19 protein-coding genes are annotated in these 23,363 nt (G+C 45.9%); 11 read left to right on the forward strand and 8 right to left on the reverse strand.

Annotated elements, in window-relative coordinates; genetic code table 11:
* Both ACLIIY_RS19580 and ACLIIY_RS19585 read right to left on the reverse strand, forming a co-directional pair.
* Positions 1-669, reverse strand: a complete 669-nt coding sequence (locus ACLIIY_RS19580) for a hypothetical protein (protein WP_017189795.1) — start codon at positions 667-669, stop codon at positions 1-3.
* An 84-nt stretch (positions 670-753) separates the two neighbouring features.
* Complete coding sequence (locus tag ACLIIY_RS19585) at positions 754-1,674, reverse strand: LysR family transcriptional regulator (RefSeq protein WP_434529180.1); 921 nt, start codon at positions 1,672-1,674, stop codon at positions 754-756.
* Between the two features lie 119 nt (positions 1,675-1,793).
* On the opposite strand from ACLIIY_RS19585, the gene ACLIIY_RS19590 reads away from it, so the two are divergent.
* The 3 genes from ACLIIY_RS19590 (at position 1,794) to rodA (ending at position 5,251) form a co-directional block, all read left to right on the forward strand.
* Positions 1,794-2,843: an HlyD family secretion protein gene (locus ACLIIY_RS19590; protein WP_042600298.1), complete on the forward strand. Its 1,050-nt coding sequence runs from the start codon at positions 1,794-1,796 to the stop codon at positions 2,841-2,843.
* Positions 2,844-2,853: 10 nt separating this feature from the next.
* On the forward strand, positions 2,854-3,864 hold the full coding sequence (locus ACLIIY_RS19595; RefSeq protein ID WP_434529181.1) for a DUF2955 domain-containing protein: 1,011 nt from the start codon (positions 2,854-2,856) through the stop codon (positions 3,862-3,864).
* Positions 3,865-4,168: 304 nt separating this feature from the next.
* Positions 4,169-5,251, forward strand: a complete 1,083-nt coding sequence (gene rodA, locus ACLIIY_RS19600) for a rod shape-determining protein RodA (protein WP_009706701.1) — start codon at positions 4,169-4,171, stop codon at positions 5,249-5,251.
* 83 nt (positions 5,252-5,334) lie between these two features.
* Here the strand turns inward: rodA and ACLIIY_RS19605 are convergent, their stop codons facing one another.
* From ACLIIY_RS19605 to ACLIIY_RS19615, 3 genes are all read right to left on the reverse strand, one after another.
* Positions 5,335-6,051, reverse strand: a complete 717-nt coding sequence (locus ACLIIY_RS19605; RefSeq protein ID WP_005435878.1) for a YebC/PmpR family DNA-binding transcriptional regulator — start codon at positions 6,049-6,051, stop codon at positions 5,335-5,337.
* Between the two features lie 133 nt (positions 6,052-6,184).
* Complete coding sequence (locus tag ACLIIY_RS19610; RefSeq protein WP_005435877.1) at positions 6,185-6,394, reverse strand: DUF3283 family protein; 210 nt, start codon at positions 6,392-6,394, stop codon at positions 6,185-6,187.
* Between the two features lie 94 nt (positions 6,395-6,488).
* The gene (locus ACLIIY_RS19615; RefSeq protein ID WP_434529182.1) at positions 6,489-8,408 is read right to left on the reverse strand and encodes an ATP-binding protein; all 1,920 of its coding nucleotides are present in this window, start codon (positions 8,406-8,408) and stop codon (positions 6,489-6,491) included.
* 68 nt (positions 8,409-8,476) lie between these two features.
* On the opposite strand from ACLIIY_RS19615, the gene ACLIIY_RS19620 reads away from it, so the two are divergent.
* Positions 8,477-9,232 carry a substrate-binding periplasmic protein gene (locus ACLIIY_RS19620; protein ID WP_032802822.1) on the forward strand — a complete coding sequence of 252 codons (756 nt, stop codon included), beginning with the start codon at positions 8,477-8,479 and terminating at the stop codon, positions 9,230-9,232.
* 96 nt (positions 9,233-9,328) lie between these two features.
* Here the strand turns inward: ACLIIY_RS19620 and ribA are convergent, their stop codons facing one another.
* On the reverse strand, positions 9,329-10,387 hold the full coding sequence (gene ribA / locus ACLIIY_RS19625) for a GTP cyclohydrolase II (RefSeq protein ID WP_020197815.1): 1,059 nt from the start codon (positions 10,385-10,387) through the stop codon (positions 9,329-9,331).
* A gap of 165 nt (positions 10,388-10,552) precedes the next feature.
* Positions 10,553-10,750: a PA3496 family putative envelope integrity protein gene (locus tag ACLIIY_RS19630; protein WP_009706697.1), complete on the reverse strand. Its 198-nt coding sequence runs from the start codon at positions 10,748-10,750 to the stop codon at positions 10,553-10,555.
* Between the two features lie 361 nt (positions 10,751-11,111).
* Here ACLIIY_RS19630 and ACLIIY_RS19635 point away from each other — a divergent pair, with 361 nt between their 5' ends.
* The 3 genes from ACLIIY_RS19635 to ACLIIY_RS19645 are packed head-to-tail and all read left to right on the forward strand — an operon-like array spanning position 11,112 to position 13,362.
* A complete protein-coding gene (locus ACLIIY_RS19635) occupies positions 11,112-11,966 on the forward strand; it encodes an ABC transporter ATP-binding protein (RefSeq protein ID WP_009706696.1) in 855 nt (284 codons plus the stop codon).
* Entirely contained in the window at positions 11,963-12,895 is a 933-nt protein-coding gene (locus tag ACLIIY_RS19640; protein ID WP_039986455.1) for an ATP-binding cassette domain-containing protein, read from the forward strand. The genes ACLIIY_RS19635 and ACLIIY_RS19640 overlap by 4 nt, the downstream gene beginning before the upstream one ends.
* Positions 12,895-13,362, forward strand: coding sequence for a hypothetical protein (locus tag ACLIIY_RS19645; protein WP_009706694.1), 468 nt, complete (start codon positions 12,895-12,897; stop codon positions 13,360-13,362). The genes ACLIIY_RS19640 and ACLIIY_RS19645 overlap by 1 nt, the downstream gene beginning before the upstream one ends.
* Positions 13,363-13,685: 323 nt before the next feature.
* Here ACLIIY_RS19645 and ACLIIY_RS19650 read toward each other — a convergent pair whose 3' ends face one another.
* On the reverse strand, positions 13,686-15,656 hold the full coding sequence (locus ACLIIY_RS19650) for a replication initiator protein RctB domain-containing protein (protein ID WP_434529183.1): 1,971 nt from the start codon (positions 15,654-15,656) through the stop codon (positions 13,686-13,688).
* 1,242 nt (positions 15,657-16,898) lie between these two features.
* Here ACLIIY_RS19650 and ACLIIY_RS19655 point away from each other — a divergent pair.
* The 4 genes from ACLIIY_RS19655 to ACLIIY_RS19670 all read left to right on the forward strand — a co-directional run bounded on the left by ACLIIY_RS19655 (position 16,899) and on the right by ACLIIY_RS19670 (position 23,360).
* Positions 16,899-18,116, forward strand: a complete 1,218-nt coding sequence (locus ACLIIY_RS19655) for an AAA family ATPase (protein WP_005428912.1) — start codon at positions 16,899-16,901, stop codon at positions 18,114-18,116.
* 7 nt (positions 18,117-18,123) lie between these two features.
* On the forward strand, positions 18,124-19,098 hold the full coding sequence (locus tag ACLIIY_RS19660) for a ParB/RepB/Spo0J family partition protein (protein ID WP_012130357.1): 975 nt from the start codon (positions 18,124-18,126) through the stop codon (positions 19,096-19,098).
* 115 nt (positions 19,099-19,213) lie between these two features.
* Positions 19,214-21,232, forward strand: a complete 2,019-nt coding sequence (locus tag ACLIIY_RS19665; protein WP_434529184.1) for a GNAT family N-acetyltransferase — start codon at positions 19,214-19,216, stop codon at positions 21,230-21,232.
* 448 nt (positions 21,233-21,680) lie between these two features.
* Positions 21,681-23,360, forward strand: coding sequence for a DUF342 domain-containing protein (locus ACLIIY_RS19670; RefSeq protein WP_434529185.1), 1,680 nt, complete (start codon positions 21,681-21,683; stop codon positions 23,358-23,360).
* The last annotated feature ends 3 nt before the right edge of the window (positions 23,361-23,363 follow it).

Consider the following 23,363-nt stretch of genomic DNA (forward strand, 5'->3'; position numbering starts at 1 on the left):
CTAATATTTCGCTAGCAGCGCTTTCGCGGTTTGCGTTTCTAGATTGCTATCACCTAACTGCTCCATTTGCGCTAACCATGTTTTGGCTTGTTGAACATCTTCAGCGCGCAATGCTGCTTCAATGGCGTAGCGATAAATCCAAGACGTTGCGGCGAAAGGTTGTTGGCTAAAACTCGGCTCATCGAGCAATGAAAGGTACAGCTCGTAGCCACGCTCAAAGTGATTGAACATGTCAGGTAGAGAAGTAAAGGTGGTGGCTGCCATGGCAGTGGCTAATTGGTATTCCGGCAAGCCTTGTAAGCGTTGTTGCTCTTGCAGTGGTACTGGCTGATTCGCCATTAAATCCAAACCTTTTTGGATTGTGGCAAGACCCCGCTCGGTGAACTTCATCTTGTTCCAAGGCATAAACGCTTCACGACCTTGCAATGTCTCAGCACTGCCTAAATACACCAAGGTCACTGGCGTTGCGCCCTGCTCTTCGAGTTGTTTGGATAATTCGCCGTAAACGGTATCAACTAAGCCAGAGTCACCCTGCGCTGCTTGGTTGAATTGACTGAGTGTGCGCTCGCTTGGGTTAGCCAGAGCCAAATTGCTGCTGAGTGCAAATGCGGCGATAAACGTACTTGCCAGTTTAAGAGCTTTGATTGAGCGAGATTGAGAAACCATCATGTACTGTCCTTAGTTGAACGTGATTTGATGGTTTCAGATTAAGGGAGAAGATCGCACGCTGCTTTTACATGCGACCAATGGCAGTTATGCGGAGTGAATGGTATTGAGAGAGGATGAATGGTTTCGCTTCTCTGAAGCCTGCAAAATCGCTTCGACCATTAAGGTCAGCGCTTTAGGCTGATAGTTACGCTGACGATAAACCAAATAGGCTTCGCGATCCCCGCGGCTATAGGATGGTGCGACGCGCACGAGATTCAATTCAGGCTTAACGTGGCGTAATGGGATCGACGCAATTCCCAAACCGTTTTCCACCGCTTTGATCACTGCGGTTATGTCATTGACCACTAAGCGCGGCTTGCAGTTGAGCATGTCCACCAGCTTGTCTTGTTGGTAGATAGGCACTTGTGTGGTGTGTGTGCTGGCTACCCAGTCTTGCTTGGCTAAATCTTGTAAGGTTTCAATATTGCCGCCCGCTTGCACCAGATATTCAGGGCTAACAAAGAAAGCGTGCTCTACTTTAAACAACGGGCGCGCGATCATATCGTCCAAACCATCCAAATCGAACGTCACCACTAGATCACGATCGGTTTCTGGAATCGAATTCACTTGGCTAAGCAGAAGATCAATGGTCACTTTTGGATAGGTTTTGATGTAATCCTCAACCACCTTATCGACTAAGTCATTGTAAAAGCGGCTTGGCATCACCAATCGAATTCGCCCTTCGACTTGTTGGCTTTGCTGGTTGAGCTGCAAGATGCCGGATTCAATCTGCGCCATCGCACTGCTGAGTTGATCAAACGCCTGTAAGCCTGTCTCGGTTGCCACCAACTCACGTCCCTTCTTCTCCAGTAATCTCAGCCCTAGACGTGCTTCCAGCGCCGATAAACGACGAGACATGGTAGAGACCGGCAGTTCGAGCTTTTTCGCTGCCGCGAGCAAAGAGCCTTGCTCAACCACTGAGCAAAACAGGTACAGATCATCAACGTTTCCAAATATGGAATTCATACTTCTTCCATTGGTTATTTTTTCCAATTTTAGATGAGTATAACCTAGCCCCCGTAGAAAAGAGACCCGAATATGCCGTGAACGCGGCGCTTAATAACGAATGAATACTAGGTACAGACGTGAAAGAAAATTTTTATAAATACGCGATATACACTGTTTTTTCAGCGGCAGCTTTGTTCTCCGCTTTTTTAGTCACCTCAGATAATGTTTCCCCTTTCACCACCCAAGCGACACTGCATCGTAATGTCGCAACCATTGCGCCGGAGGTATCTGGCGTGATCACCGATGTGATGGTGAATAACGGTGAATTGGTTGAAAAAGGTCAGCCATTGTTTGCTATCGATGCCAGCAGCTACCAATTGAAAGTGGCACAAGCGAAAGCCGAACTGCGCCAAGCACGTGAATCAGATTCCGCGAAATGGCAACAATTGGCAGCAGCGAAACAAACCCAAAGCCAACGCGAGTTCGAATACCACAACGCGAAGCAAAAACTGGCGCGTAACCAGAAACTACGCAATAAAGGGCTGGCTACTGAGCAAGAGCTGGATGACGCGATCACTAATACACAAGTCGCCAGCAGCGCGGTGGAAGCAGCGAACGCGGAAGTGAAACGCATTGAGGCAGAGCTTTCTACTCAAGACCGCACAGCGGCTATTGAACTAGCAGAAGCAAAACTTGCCAGTGCGGAGCTCGACCTAAGCCACACCCAAATCGTGGCGCAAACCGAAGGCGTGGTAACGAATTTGCAACTGCAATCAGGCAGCTACATTACACAAGGCACAGCGTCATTGATGCTGGTGGACGAAGCCCATGCGTGGATCAGTGCTGACTTCAACGAAAAAGGCATTGATAAGCTAACTAATGGTCGCGAAGTGTTGGTGTCCTTCGATGCGCTACCGGGCAAAGTATTTACTGGTGAAGTCAGCAGCCAAGAGCGTGCGATTTACGATACCAACAATGCTAATGGGCAGCTTTCTAGTGTGACCAATGATACTCGTTGGATCCGTGAGCAACAGAAAGTGCGTACCCGCATTACAGTTAACGAGTTGGATCCTTCGATGATTTCTGGTTCACGAGCGAGTGTGATCGTTGAAAGCGGCAATCCTGTTATGGATGTCATTGGCTCGGCTTGGATTCACTTGGTAGCGATGTTCCGCTACATCTACTAGGGGGTGAACCATGTGGACCTTCGAAAGCCTGTTTCAAAGTCGTTCTGAGCGCAATGAAGCACTGCGTGTCGCCCTTACTGTGACGATTTGTATGGTGCTAGGCAAACTGCTGAACCTTGATTCTCCAGTTTATCTGGCGCTGTACCCAACCATCATCATGACCAAGAACAAAGACTATTCTTGGCTTGGTCTGCTTCGCACCTTGCTACCTACGTTATTAGCAGCAAGCGCAGCATTGGTGGTGACCGAAGTGTTTTCACAGCATCCATTTGTGGTGTGGACCATTAGCTTGTTCTTCTTCGACTTTATGCGCCGCAGAGCGACTACACCGCCGAAGAAAGGTCAGATGCTAATGCCAACCTTCAACTGGATTCTGATTGTGGTGTTTGCTCAGCACACCACCATGGACATGCCAATGCGCATTCATGAAATCCTGCTATCGATGCTGATTACCATGGTCGTCGCAAAAACCATGGTGACTCTGTTCCCTGTTGAATGTGGCGGCAAACCACCAGCATTTGAAGAAGAGCCTGTTACGTTTGAGAACCGAGCGATTTCACTCGCATTGATTGGTCTTGGTGTAGCGTTCTTGATGATTGTAGACATCATCTCAGCAACGTTTTGTTTGGTGCCTGTGATTGCCGCAGCAACGCAAACCACACACAAAGGCTTTATCGACGTGGTTGATCGCCGTTTTCAAACTCAAGTGGGCGGCTGCGCATTAGCTGTAGTGTTCACCTTACTAATGGCTGGGCATCAGTCCACGTTCGGTTACTACACCATCGTATTGGGTCTGCTTGCCTTTATGATCACCGCATCAATGGCAAAAGCGAAAGGTTCAGCCAAAGACGTTCATGCTGATGCATTGTTGGCGACCATGCTGCCGATTCAGCTTTACATGACCAGCAGCGAACTGGGCTTGGAAAGCACCTTCCTCCGAGCTTGGGAGCTTACCGTGACTTTGTTTGTACTGTGGGCGTTGTACCATTTCACGCACAAACCAGAAAAAGCTCAAGCCTAATCACGCCATCGCCTTAAGTGCTCAGTACTTAAGGCGAATCTGCTCATTTCATTGCGCTGTCTGTACCAATTTCCATTTCAATCTTATAAAAAATGTGGCGCAAAACCTCAGCCTGGTGTATTTATCCATCCCACGACTTTCCAAGTCAGCTTACCCATAACAGGCAGCGTCGCACACTCCTCTCTTGCACACCTTTGCGTGGTGTCTGTTATTTCCAAATTGGATTCTTAGCATCGGAATAGTTTGAGCTCGCAGAGTTCTGGTTGTTTTCGCCCCGCGTTGGGGCGTTTTTAGGTTGTAGAAGATGAACAAGCGTTTCTTCCCTAGGATTGATTTGCCACTTTTGATGGCGATCATTCCGATCATGCTATTGAGTTCGCTCACTCTCTGGAGTGCCAGTGGATTCAATGAAGCTATGCTCTTTAAACACCTCGCTCGATGCGGTTTGACGCTGGTGTGTATTTTGGTCATGTCGTCGATTCCTGCGTCCAGTTATCAACGTTCAGCGCCTTATTTGTATCTGGTTGCGGTTTCTCTCTTGGCGGCCGTTGCCTTATTTGGCGATAGCACCAATGGCTCGCAGCGTTGGCTTGATATCGGCTTCTTCCGCTTTCAACCCTCTGAGCTGATCAAGCTCTCCATTCCCATTATGATCGCGTGGATGCTGCATCTAGAAGGTGGGCGACCAGACATTCGCAAAATTGCTTTCTGTTTGCTGATCACCTTTATTCCTGCAGGCTTAATTGCCTTACAACCTGACTTAGACGGCGCTATCTTCACCGTGATTTACGCGTTGTTTGTGCTGTTTTTTGCAGGCATGAGCTGGAAGATCATTGGCGGCTTTTTAGTGAGCATTCTAACGCTGGCACCAATACTTTGGTTCTTTGTGATGGAAGCGTATCAGAAGAGCCGTGTAACGCAGTTCTTGCATCCTGAATCGGATCCACTGGGTTCGGGCTACCAAATCATCCAATCGTTGATTGCGATTGGTTCTGGCGGCATGAAAGGCAAAGGCTGGATGAATGCCACTCAAGGTACGCTAGGCTTTATCCCTGAAAGCCATACTGACTTTATCTTCTCGACCTACGCAGAAGAATGGGGCTTTATTGGTTGTGTGGTGTTGTTGGCGTTGTATTTGTTCATTACGGCGCGTGTGATGCTGCTGGCGTGCCAATCTGAACATTTCTTCAGTCGTCTGGTAAGTGGTGCGTTAGCGATGAGCTTCTTCCTTTACGCCTTCATCAACACCGGTATGGTAAGTGGCTTGTTGCCTGTAATGGGTAGCCCACTGCCGTTCTTTAGCTACGGTGGTACAGCGATGCTAACCCAAGGCATCTGTTTTGGTGTGATCATGTCGCTGTGTTATTCCAAATACCGAAACACCTAAACGCTAGTCACAATAAAAAAGACAAACAACACGATCAAAAAAGGCTTCCCGAGGGAAGCCTTTTTTACAACTGGAGAACCGAATTACAGTTCGCCGTTGTGGTATACCTGTTGAACGTCGTCACAGTCATCTAGAAGGTCTAGGAACTTCTGGAATTTCTCTGCGTCTTCGCCTGTTACTGGCGTGTTCGTTTGCGGTACGAATGTGATTTCTTCAACGTCGATCGTTAGATCTGGGAATGCAGCGTTAAGCGCAGTTTTTGTTTTGAAGAACTCAGTGTGAGGTGCGAATACAGTGATAACACCGTCTTCTAGCTCAACGTCAGTAACGTCTACGTCTTCCATCATTAGCGTTTCTAGGATGATTTCATCATCTTCGCCTTTGAACTGGAATACCGCTTGGTGATCGAACATGTGAGAAACAGAACCTTCAACACCAATTTTCGCACCCACTTTAACAAAGCATTGGCGAACGTCTTGGAATGTACGGTTACCGTTGTCTGTTAGACAGTCTACGATCACGCTTGTGCCACCAGGGCCAAAGCCTTCGTAACGTGCTGGAGTGTAGTCTTCACCACCGCCGCCGTTCGCTTTGTCGATCGCTTTATCGATAACGTGTGCAGGAACTTGGTCTTTTTTCGCTTTTGCGATCAGGTGCTTCAGAGACAAGTTCATGTCTGGATCACCACCACCGTTTTTCGCGCACATGTAAATTTCTTTACCGTATTTGGAATAAACTTTAATTTTTGCGCCTGCAGTTTTCGCCATTGAGGCTTTGCGCACTTCAAAACTTCTTCCCATCGGGATGTCTCTCTAAATTCAAATTTAATGCGAAGGATTTTAGCAAAGAGTGAAGATTTTACCTTTCACCTTGCAAAGGAATGGGGAGGAAACCTCATTCGCCGCTACGGTTTACACCAGAGCCACGCTCGCTTTATGCGACACCCATTACTCGTTTGTACTTATCGATTGCCTGTTGAAAAAACACTTTCTCATCAGCGTCGTTAATCTTAGACAACTCTTCTTCTATCGCTTCAGGACCAGATTTCGCTTCTTTAAGCTTCCAAACCAAAAACGATGCTTGCTTATCAAGTTCGATTTTGTTTTTCTCGTCAGGCGGCAACAGGGATAGATTGAACGACATTCACAGCCTCAAGGTACTTTAATAAATACTAGCCGCGCACTATAGCACACAGATTTGACTTTTAAGAAGTGAAACGCACTTTCCTTGATCAATTTCAAGTTGCTTCCTTGGGATTCGATCGGGGTTGCAATGAATCAGGAAGATATTGCTCAAAAATTTGCTGCAAACGCTCCTTGGTAACCGGTTTGGCAACAAACTCATTCATGCCAACATCAAAACATCGCTGTTGATCTTCTTTAATCACATTGGCGCTCAACGCTATGATCGGCACTTGCTGACCCCACTCGCCCATCTTGCGAATGTTTTCAGTAGCAATAAACCCATCCATCACTGGCATTTGGCAGTCCATCAATATCAAATCGAATTGATGTTCTTGGCACTGTTGGAGCGCCTCTTCACCGTGTTCTGCCACATTCACCTGCATGCCGAGTTTTTCCAACATAATGCGCACTACTTTTTGGTTTACCGCGGTGTCTTCTACCACCAAAATCCAAGGTTTGCCCTCGTCTTTGGTTGGTTCAAGGCTTTTTGGCGCGCTGTCTTCACCGTTACGAAAATCAAGCACGTTCGGTGTACTTGGCGCAATTGGTGTATCACTGACGATATTGAGTGGAATAGTAAACTCAAAACAACTGCCCAGCCCCGGCTCACTGGTCAGGCGGATCTCGCCGCCCATCACTTCGACCAAGCTGCTGCAAATCGCTAAGCCTAAACCAGTACCGCCGTATTTACGCGTGGTGCTGCCATCGGCTTGCTGAAACTTCTCAAATACCGCTTGCTGGTTTTCTTTCGCAATACCAATACCCGAATCGACCACACGGAAATGTACGCTGGCGACGTCATCTTCTCGGTTCACTTGTGACACCATCAACTTAACATGGCCACGCTCAGTAAACTTGACTGCGTTACTGAGTAAGTTACTCAGCACTTGTTTGAGCCTACCCACGTCACCTTCGACTTCTGAAGGGAGTTGAACGTCGATGTCGCAAACCAACTGTAAGCCTTTCTGCTGAGCTTTAACGGTGTGCAGTCTGCCGACTTCATGCAGTAGATCGAGCAGATTATAAGTGTCTGTCTCAAGCTCAATTTTACCCGCTTCAATTTTAGAAAAATCGAGAATGTCGTCGATGATGACCATCAGTGAGTTGGAAGAGCTGTTGATGATGGAAACAAAGTCTTTTTGCTGTTCATCTAGCTTGGTATCCCCAAGTAAGGAAGCAATGCCGATAATCCCATTCATCGGCGTACGAATTTCATGACTCATGGTGGCAAGAAATTCACTCTTCTTACGGTTTGCCACTTCGGCTTTGTCACGTGCTTCTTCGATTTCCAGTTGGTGCTCACTGACACGCTCAACGCTTCGGTTGTATTTGCGTTCTAATAAACCCACTTCATCGAAAAACCAACGCTTGGGGAGTTGCACTTTGCTCGGTACATGGCCGCCGCTGAAATCACTCACCGCACCAGAGAGCAATTGAAGTGGCTTGACCATCAAACGAAACGTCACCCAGAGAACGCCGATGATGAGTAAGAAGATCTTGATCGCTTCCGCGATCACAAGAAAAAAGAAGGTTTGCCATAATCCTTGATAGATCGGACTGAGATCCGATTGCACCGTTACTTCGGCAAGATCAAAGGTTTTTGTGCCCATGTCGTATTGCAAAGGCCATTGACGCTCGATCCGATCTTCCGTCAAGGCCGAGCCTAATTCGAAGATCACTTCATCCGGTGTCGCGATTCTTAGGTAGTCCACTGAAGGTAGGCGCATCGCCCCTTCTGCTTGGGTGTGCAGCAACTCTCTATCTTCCACCCACAGACTGGCAGAAAAGCTAGAAAGGTAGCTGGTTTTCACCTGTTCCAGTTCTTTATCCAAGCGAGCCAGATCATCGTTGAAGTCACGGTACAAACTGACGGAAGAAATGATCACGGTAAAGATTAAACTCAACGCAAAAATCGCCAGCATCAGCTGGTTGCCGATACTAAACCGACGTTGAGTTCGCTCTTTTGTCTCCATATGAAATCGCTCCCTTAAACATGCGCTACTATAAATATAGTCACGTCACGACAATAATCGAGGTTAGGATGAAAGGACTCTTACGTACATTAGGCTTTAGTTTTATGGCCTTAAGCGCACACACCATGGCGAGCGAAGTGAACTACTACGTTATCTCTGAGCAAGCTCGACCATTCCAAATAGAACAACAAGGTGAACAACATTCCGGAATTGTGACTGACATCGTCAGTGCTATCTTTGCTGAATCCGATTACGAGGTGAAATACCACACTTACCCATTTAAACGCATGATTTCCGTACTTGAAGCGGGCGGTGAGGAGAATTGGGTCACTTATGGCAGCCCAAATTGGGGCAAGGTGCAATCGGAAAACCTCTCTGAACAACCTATTTACACTGTAAAACACGTACTGGTTTCGAGCAGTAAAGCGCCATTCAAATTCAGCGATATGCAGCACATGCAAGGTCGCTCTATCGTGCTGCTGCTTGGCTTTGATTATCCGAACTTAAGTCCCTTCTTTGAAAACGGCACCGTCAATGAAATGCGCGTGAAAGACTACGACGCCGCTTATCGCGTTCTGCAACGCACTCCTGGCGATACCGCTTTTGTCGAGATGGAATCGCGTGTGGTGTACAACATCAAACGTTTAGAGCTGCCAATGGGGGACTTCCAGATCCAATCTTTCAGTTCTGTCATTCCAGATTACTCCATCTATCTGGCTTTCTCTCCGGAGATGAATCCGAAAGTACAGAGCTTCATCAACAAGCGCCTAGCGGAGCTCAAAAGTTCGGGGCAAATCGACAACATCATCAAAAAATACATCTAACCGTTCATACCTAACCAATCATGAAAAAACCGCCAACTTCAACAAGCTGGCGGTTTCACTTTTATCTCTTCTCTGTGATTAATCTTGTTCGAGCGCTTAATCTTGTTCGACAAATTTGGGGTCGAACATGTGGCCAAGCTTGTTGGCTTTGGTTTTTAGGTAGTGTTGGTTATTTGGGTTATTGCCTTCTTGTAGTGGCACTCGCTCAACCACGTTGATGTTCACCTTCTTCAGCGCTGCAAGCTTGCGTGGGTTGTTGGTCATCAAACGTACTTGATCAATATTCAGGTGGTCTAGCATCCCCTTACAAAACGCGTAATCACGCATATCAGCAGCAAAGCCCAGGCGCTCATTGGCTTCGACAGTGTCTGCGCCTTCATCTTGTAAGTGATAGGCACGAATCTTATTGATTAACCCAATTCCCCTGCCCTCTTGACGCAAGTAGAGCAGCACGCCACAGCCTTCTTCGACAATATTTTGCAATGCACGGTTAAGCTGGAAACCACAATCACAACGAGTACTGAACAGCGCATCACCGGTTAGACATTCTGAATGCAGACGAATCAGCGGCGCTTTACTGTTTGCAGGGTCACCATACACCAAAGCTAGGTGCTCTTTTCCCGTCGCGTTCTCGATAAAACCATGCATGATAAACGTGCCCCATTGGGTTGGTAGCTTGGCTTTATCGACAAAGCGCACCAAGTTATAAGGCTCGACGTGTTTTAGCTCAGCACGTACATTCATCAAAATCTCCCCTAAATGGTTTTCACCCGAGCCGTCACCACCATCCCCCCAAAAGGCATCTTTATGCGAGTGTTCGGTCAAGCAGGCATTCCCCGTTTCCATCAATTGTTGGGCTAGTAGCGGGTTTTGTAGAAACTTCTCACGGACGATAAACGCCATTACGGAGAGTTTGTCGTCGTCCCAATCTTCACGGACGAGATGTTGATATTTGCGGCTTAAAGCAAAGGCTTCGTCGGGGCTTTTTGCGGTGAGGATTTTATTTTGTAGTGCGCGATCGCTGAATTTTTGAGCTTGGTAATAGTGTTCGCTGGTGGGCCAAGATTGGGTGGAGACTTTTATTTGCGCTTGGCAAAAGTTGGAGAGGAAACCGTGGGATTCATCGGGTTCATAGAAAAGGATCTGATCAACCATAATCGTACTCCTGACGTTGCTGTTCAATAGTCAACAAAAAGCATATTGCTATTGATATAAGCTTTAGTAACGCAGGGAGAGAAAGTCAAATAACTGGTTGTAAATCATAAAAATGAAAAGGGCAGTCTTATGACCACCCCATGGTTTAATTCCGCAGTGCGAGAATTAGTGAATTAAGCCAAGTTCCCTTGCTTCTTCGATGCTCAAGCCGCTTTCACGGATTTCACGAAGAGCTTCAATACGACGTCTTGCTTCGGCAGATTTCACGGTTTTCTCAGGTCTCACAACGGTTTCTTCTTCAGGGAGTTCCCATTTGTGAGCGATGTTGCTCATCTCTTCATGGTCGATAGAATTAATGGACATATTTCCTCCGAACACACCATGTTTTCGATGGGTAATCTATAGCAAACCCCCAATGCAGAGGTAAGAAAAACTGTGGGGAAATGTGACCCCTTTCGACCTTTCACTAACTCGTTAATAGATTCATCATTTAGTTTTTGCAAAGCGCGTTTTTAGCGATTAAATTTGAAGAATTCCCCCTACGAAAAGTGAGCTGATCCAGCTCTCATTTTTCCCTCGTAAATTCACACTTCCATAACGGAAAAAATTCTTTTTATTACACTCAACTTTCGAGTCACTTCACTGATTAGACGGTTTTGCCTTTCGCAAACCTTACACACCTGATAATGATAATAATTATCTTTTGTATTGGTAAGGTGTAATGATGAGTGAACTAAACCTGAATCAGGCATATCACTCTGATCCTGTCATTCAGATCAGAGAGTTATGTGTGGATTACATCACCGATAACGGCGACTTCAATGCTGTGAAATCGGTGAGCTTTGATATTGGTAAAGGCGAAATATTTGGTCTTGCGGGTGAATCAGGCTGTGGTAAAAGTACCATTGCTTTCTCTATCAACCGTCTGCACAAGCCGCCCGCGTTTATCTCTGGTGGGCAAATTCTATTTGAAGGCAAAGACATCCTTCGTCTGCCTGATAATGAGCTTAATACGCTACGCTGGAGCGAGATTGCAATGGTGTTCCAAAGCGCTATGAACTCACTGAATCCGGTTCTCACCGTTCAGGAGCAATTTGCCGACGTATTACGCCACCACAAAGGATTAACCAACGAGCAAGCCAAAGACCGCGCGGAAAAGCTTCTCGACTTAGTCAACATACCGAGAAATCGTCTGGGCGAATACCCACATCAGTTCTCCGGCGGCATGCGTCAACGTTTAGTAATTGCGATTGCCCTATCCCTCAATCCCAAATTAATCATCATGGACGAGCCAACCACAGCGCTGGATGTGGTAGTTCAACGTGAAATCTTGCAGCAAATCTATCAGTTGCGTGACGAGTTTGGTTTCTCAGTGCTTTTTATTACCCACGACTTAGCGCTAATGAGCCAATTGTGCGACCGCATTGCCATCATGCGCCACGGCAAGATTGTTGAAGTGAATAGCTCATACGAAATCCGCAATCATCCTCAACACGAATACACCCAAAAGCTATGGGCTTCGTTCCCGAATATTCACGATGTACATAAACAGCCACAAACGGAAGGAGCGCCAGCATGAGTGAACCGATAATCCAAATGAAAAACGTGATCAAGGAATTCAAAGTCGGTGGTGGCTTCGCTAAAGAAGAGACCTTCCGTGCGCTTCAGGGCGTGAGCTTTGATCTTTATGCAGGCAAAACCCTTGCGCTGGTGGGCGAATCAGGTTGCGGCAAGAGCACCTGCGCGCGATTAATTACCAAGGTCTATCCAGCCAGCGATGGTGAGATCCTTTTCAATGGCAAAAACATCAACGACATTACTGCTCGTGGTGAGATTCAGGATTACCGCAGTAAGGTTCAAATGGTGTTCCAAGACCCGTTTGGTTCTTTAAACCCAACCCATACTATTCGCCATCACTTAACTCGCCCACTGAAGATTCATAAGCAAGTGAAAAGTGACAAAGAAATCCCAGCCAAACTGCTAGAGCTGCTGGATTTGGTTGAGCTGCCAGAGGAAACGCTGAACAAGTTCCCTCACGAACTCAGTGGTGGTCAGCGTCAACGCGTTAATCTGGCGCGCGCTCTGGCGGTAGGCTCACAACTTATTCTTGCCGATGAACCGACGTCGATGCTGGATGTATCGATTCGTTTAGGCGTACTCAATCTGATGCAACGCATGAAGCAAGAACTGGGGATCGGGTTCCTATACATCACTCACGACCTTGCAACCGCGCATTACATCGCAGAAGAAACAGCTGTGATGTACAAAGGGCAGATCGTCGAATGGGGAGATACCCAAGCGATCTTAAAGAATCCACAGCACCCATACACTAAGTTATTGATCTCTGCGGTACCGGATCCTGATCTGCCATTTGGCAACCTGGTGGAAAGTGAACCAAACTATTCAGTAGATGCCGATGAGATCCGTAGTCGCAGCAGCGTTGTGGTCGAAGACTATGATCAAATCGGACCAAATCACTTTGTAAAACAATGGACTGAGGCAGCCTAATGGATTTGATGACCTGGCAAGATCAACTATCAGATTGGTACGACAATCGGAAGCATGATCAAGTAGAAAGCTTAGAAGCGATCTTATACCAAGCGCCTGTTGCTGTGTTTGGTCCAGAACTGACGGACGAACAGAGTAAAGCGATCGCTTGTTGGCTAGATGGCTGTTTAAGAGTCTTTCAACACGCTAGGCATCAAGACCATCAAAAAGCCTTCCAAATCCTGCAATACACTGGTGCGAAGCTCGAACAATCGGCTTGCCAACCGATGACCGATATTCTTATCAAGGATTGGTGTCTCAAGCGCTTACAACATTTGACCGTTCTGGCGTTAGAGTTTTGTAATCAGCAACACGATCAAACTGAATGGCAGCAACAAGCGAGTAGCTTGATCGAGTCACACGTTGCGTTGATGCGATCGTTGAATTGGAATGAAACTAGGAAGCATGATCAAGGGTTACGTCATTAATCCGGAAAGATGATCAAGGTAACAGACTGAGAGTTGTCAGTTTAAGCAGGTGCACAGGACAGGAATTTTAGATAAAAAAAAGCGAGTTTCTTGAGGAGAAACTCGCGAAGTCTATTCAGAATGAATGTAACAATATGAGCCAATCTATTAATCATCAGAAAGGACAAAAGGTTGTCTATTCGGGATAAATCTTAGTCTGCCCTTGGAACCGCAATGTCAGTGATTTGTAAGAGTTAGGTCTGATTTCCATCAGTGCAATTCATTGTTACATTCTGAATCAATTCGTCACGCTTATCACTCGAAAAGCATCCACGTGATTCATGTTAAATCGCCATTTCATCAAGCGCTCTGAATACCATCTCATCCATGTGGCCTTCAAAAATCTGACGACACACTTTTCGACGAACAGCCAACCCAGCGATCAAGCGCTCGATGGTCAGATGTTTCACGTCATTTTGGCCGTTAAACAACTCCACTGTCTTGCTCAATGTCTCGTATGGCAGAGGAGCGTCCCCTACTCGCAGGTAGTCAAGCTTGTCAATGAACTCAGAACACTCTTCTTTGATTGAGGCATAGGAATGCCCTGTCATCGCCGATAAAGCCGTTATACTGCGTTCTAGGGCCTCTGGAGAGGTATATTTGGATAGAGTAATGGTTATCTCGTCCGCGTTGATCTCGACCAGGTGCTTTTTCTGTTTCACTCGACGGCCCAAATTGCCACGTGGAGACGGTGCTTTGCGCTGAATAGGCTCAAATTCGCCGTCTATGATGCCTGAGAGCTCGTCTAGCTGCTGCGTCGTAACCATCTCATTACGAAGTGGGTTTGGCAGCGTAGGCGCCATGTTGCGCTTTCCTGCGTTGGTCGTACGAGCGCGAGAGTAGCGCAATACCTCTTCGACATCGCATTTGATGTCGACTTGGTAGTCCATCACTTTGCCATTTTCGATCATGGTCTCGATCGTTAAGTGATAACCCCATAAGTTCACCACAAAAAGATCTTCCGTCCCTTTGCCGTCAGACAAGCGCTTCAACTCACGGATCAGATCCATTGAGAAACGACGCCATTCGATGTTTCGTGCCAGTTTTTGGTTCAACTCACTCAGCAACATGCAATCGGTGTGTTTGCGCACCATGCGGCTACGGAAGAACGAATACAGCTGGAACACCAAGGTGTGCTGTTTCAGAATCTCTGGCGGGAACAAGAAGAAATAATCACGCGTCAGCAGTTCTTCGTAGAACGAAGGTTCCCAGACTAGGATGTACAAGTTCGGCTTAATGCGAATCTCGCCGTCAGCGCCTTCTGTTGGCGCTTCTTCCGATGCGGTAATGGTTCTCGCAATGAAACGGAAACGATCACTCTTGAAGCCTTCTGGCATGTTTTCACTTAGCCAACGACCAGTTAGCTCGTGCAATTGGAAATCGGTAAATTCGATTCGATCAATACTGTCACGGATTGAATCACGTGCCGGGCCGCTGTCCTTCTTGCCACGCAATGACAGGATATCCGTGATGTACAACGGGGTTTTATTCGGCACATGCGCCGCATCCATGTGGTACTGATCTTTGTGATGATCATGGTATTGCACGGTCAGTGTAAACAGAGCAAACAGCGTCATCAGATCGTCCACTGTCATGATGTTTTTCGACGATCGTGTTTCAATCACAGCTTTGGTGCCAGAGATCGACACCATAGATTTTTGGTAGCTCTTACGAGTGCGTGGTGGCGCTAAAGCTTGGTCGATGATCCCTGCCCAGTTAGTTGGTGAAACGACAAATTGATCCGCTTCATCCTTCATCATCGGTGGGGTATTCAGACCATGTTCATTCAACAGGCGCTTGTTCACTTGGGTTTGTGCCAAGGCCTTAGAACGTTTTTGCTTTTCGCTCTGACGAACTTTTTCTGTGACTAAGCTGGTGGCACCCAAGGCTGAGATTAGCTGGTTAGGGTTAACGAACTTGTGCAACATGGTTTTACCTGCAAGGCCTTCTTCAAAGCGCACAGGTGTTTGAGTAAACAAACCAATGTTAACGGCAGCACGTAAGCGTTGTTGTAATGCGGCTCTGGTTAGTTGACCGTCGGTTGCTGCCACAATTTCTGTTGTGGAGACCAAACCGTCTTTGCTGCTGAATCCTCGTAAGGAGATCAGATTAAGCAACTCTAAGATGCTCTTGGTAACCCCTTTGAAGTGTTGGTATTGTTCTACCCAATCTGCAGAAGATTCGTGTACCTCAAAAAGGTGCCCATCCTTATGGCTTCTTGGCGCTTTAATCAGAATTTTTTCATCAGCCGTCATTTTAGATCCAGATCACACTAGCCGTAGTTTTGCTATGGTTCCGAAGAATAAAGAAAAACAGATCATAAATAAAGAAAAAATCTTTGTTTTTTAAATAACTGATCTTTTTGATTAATCTGATCTTAATTGATTATATGATCTAATGATCTGGAGATTTTTAACGACGTAAGCTTATGTTTTAAATAGATATTTTAAAGCGGCAATTCGGAACTATGATCATGATTATTCCGAAACGATGATCAACAAAAGTCAGAAAGCATGATCACAAAGCGCCGTAAGCATGATCATTAAGTTTCTGAAAAGATGATCAAAAAGGTCATGAAACGATGATCATGATGTTTGTACAACTTATCCACAGAAATAAAGGTATGCCTTGGAAAACTTTGTCTTCGTTTGCGGTAAAGCAATGGTTTTTTACCTTTGGAACAATGATCAAGAGCGTCGTTTTGCATCGTTCTGTCGCTGTTTGTGAATACTATTTGCGCAAATGCTGAAACCTTGTCCAATTTTACATCGCACGCCTTGTTTCTCTGCATTATCCCGAAACAAACGGAAGCATGATCATGATATCGCGTTCTACATTTTGTTTTCGGTTTATTTTCATCGTTCCACGTTTTTATCTTTGATTTGGCCTCTATCCCCCAGTCTATCTGCATTCATCCGTAAATTGGCCGTGAAAAAGCATGCTTCCGAGGCTGAAATTCACTTGATCATTTTTCCGATAAATTGATCGCATTGAAAAATCGATGTGCAATGTACTTGGACACATAATTTCCTTGATCATGCTTTCGTATTTGCTGTTCTCGACGGAAGAATGATCATGATACGTCCTTGATCATTCATCCGTTCAGTATCGCTGTTTTACATGAATAAACATACTGGATACATGATCAAGGTAGTCGCTTCTCGTGTTTTTAATTAAAAACGCTCATTCATCGTTAAACAATAGATTCATCTCACACTATCCGTAATTTAGCGTCTTTCTATAATCGTTCCGGAAAAACTGTAGATTTACATTGTAAATACGTGACAGTGTGACATTTTCATTCTCGCAAAGTTTGAAGCACTTTATTGGCATAGATTTGATTAAATTTTGTGATGTTTTTAAGGTGAAATCATAAAACAGGCGTTTGTGAGTGTTTTTTATGTGATGGTTATTCAAAATGCATGTTCACCTTTTTGTTGTTTTTGGATTGCAGTGCTGTACAATTAAATGCAGATATCCTTCCAACGGAATTTGGCATGAAAAGAGAAACAACGATTGAAAATCTCCAGGAATTAGCAGAACTGACGCAACAGGTTCAAGCTGACCGTATTGAGATTGTTTTGGAAGAGCGTAGTGACAACTACTTCCCACCAATGTCTAAGGCAATGATGGAAACCCGCTCAGGTTTGACTCGCCGTAAGCTGGACGATGCTATCGGTAAGATGGAAGCGGAAGGTCATCAATTTACAAAGAATAATGCCAACCATTATTCAATCACGCTTGAAGAAGCGCACATGCTAATGGATGCGGCAGAAGTGCCTAAATTCCATGAACGCAAAAAGAATTCTGAAAACAAACCGTGGATCATCAACGTACAAAACCAAAAGGGTGGTACGGGTAAATCGATGACAGCGGTTCACTTAGCGGCATGTCTGGCGCTAAACCTAGATAAACGCTACCGCATTTGTTTGATTGACCTTGATCCTCAAGGCTCTCTGCGTCTGTTCTTGAACCCACAAATCAGTGTGGCAGAGCATGACAACATCTATTCAGCGGTTGATATCATGCTTGGTAACGTGCCAGATGGCGTTGAAATCGATCGTGAGTTTCTACACAAGAACGTGTTGTTGCCAACGCAATACCCGAACTTGAAGTCGATTTCTGCTTTCCCAGAAGACGCAATGTTCAACGCAGAAGCGTGGCAAACACTCTCTGAAGACCCATCGCTAGACATCGTTCGTCTATTGAAAGAGCAGTTGATTGACAAGATCGCGAATGACTTCGACGTGATTATGATTGATACCGGTCCACACGTTGACCCGCTAGTATGGAACGCAATGTATGCATCAAACGCGCTATTGATTCCTTGTGCAGCGAAGCGTCTTGACTGGGCTTCAACAGTAAACTTCTTCCAACACCTTCCAACGGTGTACGAGATGTTCCCAGAAGATTGGAATGGTCTTGAGTTTGTTCGTTTGATGCCAACCATGTTTGAAGACGACAACAAGAAGCAAGTTTCTGTTCTAACTGAAATGAACTATCTTCTAGGTGACCAAGTTATGATGGCCACTATTCCTCGTAGTCGTGCATTCGAAACGTGTGCTGACACCTACAGCACAGTGTTTGATTTGACCGTAGGCGACTTCGAAGGTGGTAAGAAAACACTCGCTACTGCACAAGATGCGGTACATAAGAGTGCACTAGAACTAGAGCGCGTACTGCACTCTAACTGGCCGTCATTGAATCAGGGGTAATGAATAAATGGCATTGAAAACGTCTGAATTAAACGCGAAATTATTTGGAAAAACCAATAAACGTCGTGTTGCGACACCTCAAGAAGCGCAAACGGCGGCAAAAGACAAAGCACAAACTATCGAACTTGCTGTAGCAGGTGAGAATACCGTTCAGTTTGAATTGGTACGCATTCCTGCGGATAAAGTGGCGACAGATACGAGCGTATTTGCAGAGAACGCTCGTGAGCAATCTTTCCTAAACGAACACGCTTTATCAGATGTGTTGGTGACGTTGAAAGAACGTGGTCAACAGTATCCAGCGGTTGGGCGTCGTACAGAAGATGGTAAGATTGAAGTATTAGACGGTAGCCGCCGTCGTATGTCTTGTATCTTAGCAGGACAGGATTTCTTGGTTTACGTTGGTGACGGCATCAACACAGACCACGCGAAATTCCTTTCTGATGTTGCAAACGCGCACAAGCCACTGTCTCTATACGAAAAAGGTAAAGAGATGCAGGCGAAGCTTGAAAGTGGCGAAGCTGAAGACCAAAAAGCACTAGCAAAAATGTTCCAGTGCAGTGAAGCATTGGTGAGTGGCGCATTAAAAGCTGCGGCACTTCCACTTGAACTTCTGCAAGCTTACCCGAATGTTGGTGATTTAGGTCGTCCAACAATTGTTAAGCTGCATAAGCAGTTCTCGACATTGAATGGCGAACAACAACAAAACTTGTTGGATAAGTGTCGTACGTCGGAAGGTTATTTGTGGCAGCGCAGTACAGCTCAAGGCGTGGCTCGTCTTACTAAAGAAGTGACAGAGAGCATCGAAAGCTGGATTGCAGAATTAGCGCCTGCGAAGCCGGCTAAGAAAGCAGAAAAAGTCGATTTAGTTAAAGGTCGTGCAAGCTACAGCCGTAAAGGTAACAACCTTGCTCTTAACTTGAAAAAAGTTGACGACAGCTTGATGGAAGAAATTCTTGCTTTCGTTGAGAGCAAAATGAAGTAAAACTTTTCTTTTTTGAAACCGCCTTCGGGCGGTTTTTTTATGCCTGCAATTTGGCAAAGTCTCGATGAATCCAGATGTGATAATATGGCGTCAGTTTAATGCTCGGATATACGTAATGCTCGCACAATCTGAATTCCTTTCTCAGCTTCAACTCCAATCTTACAAAGCCTTTCAACGCAACGGCGTAGTGATTTATGGTGATGCCGATTGGCAAAACGCCTTGATTGCCGACTTCCATCAAAAGCAGCAAAATCAGACTTGGTTCTGCTTAGGGAAGTGGCAACTAGAAAATACCCACTGCGTAAATGCAAAACAGGGCAATATGTTGCTCGGCCGTGAGTGTGACGTTCTGCTGTTTGACGCGAGAAAAGAGTTTGACGCCAACAGTTTTACCTCGGCTCTTGGTGCGCTCGTCGGCGGTGGGCTATTGATTGTGGTCGCCAACAAAAAGCAAAACGCGGATGAAGCCGAATTGTGGCTGCAATCGCAATGGCAACAACTCACCGTTATTGAGGAGAATTTACCATTACCTCAATTACCAGATTTCATCCAAACGGAAAAAGCGCAACAGTATAGTAAGCAAGCTGAAGCGGTTTCTTTTATCGAAAAAGTTGTGACAGGGCATCGCAAACGTCCTTTAGTATTAACCGCCGATCGTGGTCGAGGAAAAACCAGTGCGTTAGGCATTGCATGTGCGCAGCTTCTAGGACAGAAGCCATTGCGAATTCTCGTCACAGCGCCAAGCATTAAAGCCGTTGAACCTGTTTATCAACACGCGCTGAGAATGCTATCGACCGCAGAGCGGGTTAAGAAAGACCGATTAGAAGCGGGGCTGGGCTATATTCAGTTTATCGCACCAGATGAATTACTCTCTACTTTACCTGAGTGTGATTTGTTGTTGGTTGATGAAGCCGCCGCGATTCCAGTTCCTATGCTTAAGCAGATTACTGAGCAATATCATCGTCTCGTGTTCTCAACCACCATTCATGGTTATGAAGGTTGTGGCCGTGGCTTCACGCTTAAGTTTGTTGATTGGCTACAAAAGCAAAGACCTGGAATGAAGCTTTGTCATCTTCAACAACCTATTCGGTGGGCGACAAACGATAATTTAGAAGCATGGCTCTACCAAGCATTTTTACTGGATGCTGAACTTACCCCGAGTCAGCCTGCTGAGCTTGGCGATATTTCATTAATCAACCTCCGTAAGTCAGCGTTGATTTCTAATCCTTCCGTATTGAAAACGTGCTTTGCGTTGCTCGTTAATGCGCACTATCAAACCTCACCGAATGATTTGCTGCATCTTCTGCAAGATGAACATTGTCAGATCTACGTAGCTCAGAATAACAATGACGTCGTCGGGGTGATGTTAACGGTGGAGGAGGGCAATCTCGATTCGGATCTCGTTAAAGATATTCAGTTTGGGAAACGTCGCCCGAAAGGGCACCTGACGCCAGTCACTATTATCAATCAACTTGGTTATGCTGATGTGGGGGCGCTTTCCACTTTGCGAGTCATGCGAATTGCGGTTCATCCAGATTTGCAAGGGCAGGGTATTGGCCATCAAATGTTGAAGCAGTTGGAACAAACTACGCCGCCTCATATCTCTTATTTGTCCACCAGCTTTGGTGCAACAGAAGAACTGATTACGTTTTGGAAGCAATCTGGTTTTGAATCCATTCGCCTCGGAAGTATGCGAGATGCGGCAAGTGGGTGTTACTCGTTGTTGATGGTTCGTCAATGTGGCTCACAACAAGGTTGGATAAACGAAGCCAAATCGCTGTTCGAAGAACTGTTGCCATTGAGTGCGGCGTCTACGTATCCTAAGTTAGAGCCAAGTTTGCTTCGTGCGCTCTTGCCAGCCTCGGTATCTACTTGCCAGTCCCATTTAACGAAGCGCACGTTAATCGAGTGTTATGCTCAAGGTGGGAACAACTTTGAATCTGTCTCTGTTTGGATTCAGCAATGGTTACTGCAATCTGGTTTGGCTGACGTGTCTGACTTGATGATCAGTAAATTATTCTTAAACAAAGACTGGAGTGAGTGCGCTAAGCAATATGGCTTGCCGGGACGTAAGCAAGTTGAAGCGCAGATAAGAAACGAGCTACAAGTTTTGATAGCTAAATTTACAGTGTAAACAGAACAAGCAATTTACACTGTAAAAGTGGTTAACGGGAGGAGAGGGTTTACACTGTAAATCCTCTCCTTTTTTTATTTGGTCTTTTGCCAAGGCTGGCGGTTGAGATGTAGGGCCAATCTCAATTTACACTGTAAACGAAAGTCTTGTCTTATTAGTCATGTACAAAATGAGCTAAATAATAAACTTCCCTTAAATTTAGATTACCCATTAGGGATGCTTCACCATCTATTCAAATACAGGTCGTGATGCTTTGGTGAAGTAGGGAGAGCGCAACGTAAAAAATGAATCTAAATCGGATTTAGAAATTCTAAGTAAGCTTATCTCTAGCTCATAAGTCGCGGGGCTTCCTTTAGTGATGTGAGCCTGATTCTGAGAATTGAGAGGTTTGTTCAGAAAATGATTTTGGTTAGACTGAATTGGGTGATGGGTAGCAGATGGATTGGTTATGTGGAAGATATGCCTTGAATGGTCGGAAGACAAAACGAGGATTTTTGCCCGCCTACCGGGAGATATTGAACTCGGAGGTGAGCTAAATCAAAAGGAGTTGCCCGAGCAGCTTCAAGCAATGAGTGCCAGTCAGGCGTTTGTTGATGACGCTGAAGTGGTTCGATTCATTAACTGTGCTCGTGAGCGTAAAGCTGAAGCATACGAAGGCATCGTCGTCGCACAGATAAAGAATGCTCAGGTAGAAGTTGAACTGTCGAACAACGACATGCTAGCTAGCATGAACATAGTTGGTGCTTATGGTGGCCGTGGTTTACGTGGCCCTGAAATCGTTCAAGCACTGGCTCATGCGAGAGTGTCGAAAGGCATCAATAAGTTGGCACTTAAAAAAGTTATGGTCGTCAGCAATCAACTCAAACCCGGAGAAACCTTCACTCAACCTGTTGCCGTTGGCAAACAACCCGTCAAAGGTAAAGACGCCATCTTTACGCCCCTCGTCAAAGACATCACCAAGCGTATCCTAAAACCGAAAGAAGGCCAATCGACCAGCGACAAGATTGATTTACGCAACTTGGGTGAAACCATTGCCGTTGATATTGGCGACGAGGTCATGCGTCGAACGCCTGCTACCAAGGGGATTCCAGGTTTTACTGTGCAAGGCCGCGTAATACCTCCTCAAGCAGGCAAAGACAGTCCGATTAAACCGGGTAAAGGAACGGAAATTAGCAAAGCCGATCCTAACCTTCTGCTCGCTTCTGTATCTGGGACACCTCTCATCAAAGACAAAACCATCGAAGTTGATAATGCGCTGTGTCTGAATAGTGTGGGCGTAAATACCGGACACGTTAAGTTTAAAGGCAATGTCATCATCGGCGGCAACATTGAATCTGGCATGATCGTCAAAGCGACAGGCTCTATTACCGTTGGTGGGTTTATTGAGTCTGCGGACGTGCAAGCTGAGGGTGATATCCAAGTGGCGAAGGGCATAATTGGCCACACAGTCAGTGATGGTCAGCCGAAGAGTTGCCACGTTCGAACCAAAACATCGATTCGTGCCAGTTACGCCCAGTATTGTGAATTGCAGTCTGGCGAGGATATTGAGCTCGCTGTGCACAGCATGAATAACGACATTGAGTGTGGACGCAACCTGACGGTACTTGATGCCAGCGGTAAAAACGGCACTTTAAGCGGTGGTGATGCCAAAGTAGGAGGTAAGGTACTTTGTTCGCAACTTGGTGTAGAAGGCGATACCGCCACGAAAGTCGAGGCGTTTGCTAATTATGCCTTGTACAAAGAGCGCATTGCCAGCTTAAAAGAAGAATACAAATCGGCCCAAGAGGGCACGATGGATGTGATTCGTAAGGAACTTGAATTTAAGAAGCGTCCTAAAGCAGAGCGTACTGATGAAGAACAAGCTCAAATCGAAGTAATGAAAGCGCAAAACAATACTCGCCTTGAAGAGTTTAAAAAGAAGCTAGAACACACTGAGCAAGAGTTTGAAGTCTCGCTGGAAGAGAATATCGTCGAAGCCAAAGATCGCGTATTTACGCGCGTTACAGTGCAATTTGGAGACGAACAGGTGACAACCAAACGCACCCATGGCGGTTGTGTGTTTAGCTTTAACCAATACGAAATCAAAGTGGCGGCAAATTTAGAGGAAGAAGACGTCGTTGCGATTTAACTC

The sequence above is a fragment of the Vibrio sp. K4 genome (genome assembly GCF_051122595.1).
GTDB lineage: Bacteria > Pseudomonadota > Gammaproteobacteria > Enterobacterales > Vibrionaceae > Vibrio > Vibrio owensii.

What these genes read in the sequence shown, in the direction of transcription:
- ACLIIY_RS19665 (WP_434529184.1), top strand. Translation starts at nt 19,214, where the DNA reads ATGCTCGCACAATCTGAATTCCTTTCTCAGCTTCAACTCCAATCTTAC.
- ACLIIY_RS19615 (WP_434529182.1), bottom strand. Translation starts at nt 8,408, where the DNA reads ATGGAGACAAAAGAGCGAACTCAACGTCGGTTTAGTATCGGCAACCAG.
- rodA (WP_009706701.1), top strand. Translation starts at nt 4,169, where the DNA reads ATGAACAAGCGTTTCTTCCCTAGGATTGATTTGCCACTTTTGATGGCG.
- ACLIIY_RS19655 (WP_005428912.1), top strand. Translation starts at nt 16,899, where the DNA reads ATGAAAAGAGAAACAACGATTGAAAATCTCCAGGAATTAGCAGAACTG.
- ACLIIY_RS19580 (WP_017189795.1), bottom strand. Translation starts at nt 669, where the DNA reads ATGATGGTTTCTCAATCTCGCTCAATCAAAGCTCTTAAACTGGCAAGT.
- ACLIIY_RS19660 (WP_012130357.1), top strand. Translation starts at nt 18,124, where the DNA reads ATGGCATTGAAAACGTCTGAATTAAACGCGAAATTATTTGGAAAAACC.
- ribA (WP_020197815.1), bottom strand. Translation starts at nt 10,387, where the DNA reads ATGGTTGATCAGATCCTTTTCTATGAACCCGATGAATCCCACGGTTTC.
- ACLIIY_RS19620 (WP_032802822.1), top strand. Translation starts at nt 8,477, where the DNA reads ATGAAAGGACTCTTACGTACATTAGGCTTTAGTTTTATGGCCTTAAGC.
- ACLIIY_RS19610 (WP_005435877.1), bottom strand. Translation starts at nt 6,394, where the DNA reads ATGTCGTTCAATCTATCCCTGTTGCCGCCTGACGAGAAAAACAAAATC.
- ACLIIY_RS19635 (WP_009706696.1), top strand. Translation starts at nt 11,112, where the DNA reads ATGAGTGAACTAAACCTGAATCAGGCATATCACTCTGATCCTGTCATT.
- ACLIIY_RS19605 (WP_005435878.1), bottom strand. Translation starts at nt 6,051, where the DNA reads ATGGGAAGAAGTTTTGAAGTGCGCAAAGCCTCAATGGCGAAAACTGCA.
- ACLIIY_RS19670 (WP_434529185.1), top strand. Translation starts at nt 21,681, where the DNA reads ATGTGGAAGATATGCCTTGAATGGTCGGAAGACAAAACGAGGATTTTT.
- ACLIIY_RS19640 (WP_039986455.1), top strand. Translation starts at nt 11,963, where the DNA reads ATGAGTGAACCGATAATCCAAATGAAAAACGTGATCAAGGAATTCAAA.
- ACLIIY_RS19650 (WP_434529183.1), bottom strand. Translation starts at nt 15,656, where the DNA reads ATGACGGCTGATGAAAAAATTCTGATTAAAGCGCCAAGAAGCCATAAG.
- ACLIIY_RS19630 (WP_009706697.1), bottom strand. Translation starts at nt 10,750, where the DNA reads ATGTCCATTAATTCTATCGACCATGAAGAGATGAGCAACATCGCTCAC.
- ACLIIY_RS19645 (WP_009706694.1), top strand. Translation starts at nt 12,895, where the DNA reads ATGGATTTGATGACCTGGCAAGATCAACTATCAGATTGGTACGACAAT.
- ACLIIY_RS19585 (WP_434529180.1), bottom strand. Translation starts at nt 1,674, where the DNA reads ATGAATTCCATATTTGGAAACGTTGATGATCTGTACCTGTTTTGCTCA.
- ACLIIY_RS19595 (WP_434529181.1), top strand. Translation starts at nt 2,854, where the DNA reads ATGTGGACCTTCGAAAGCCTGTTTCAAAGTCGTTCTGAGCGCAATGAA.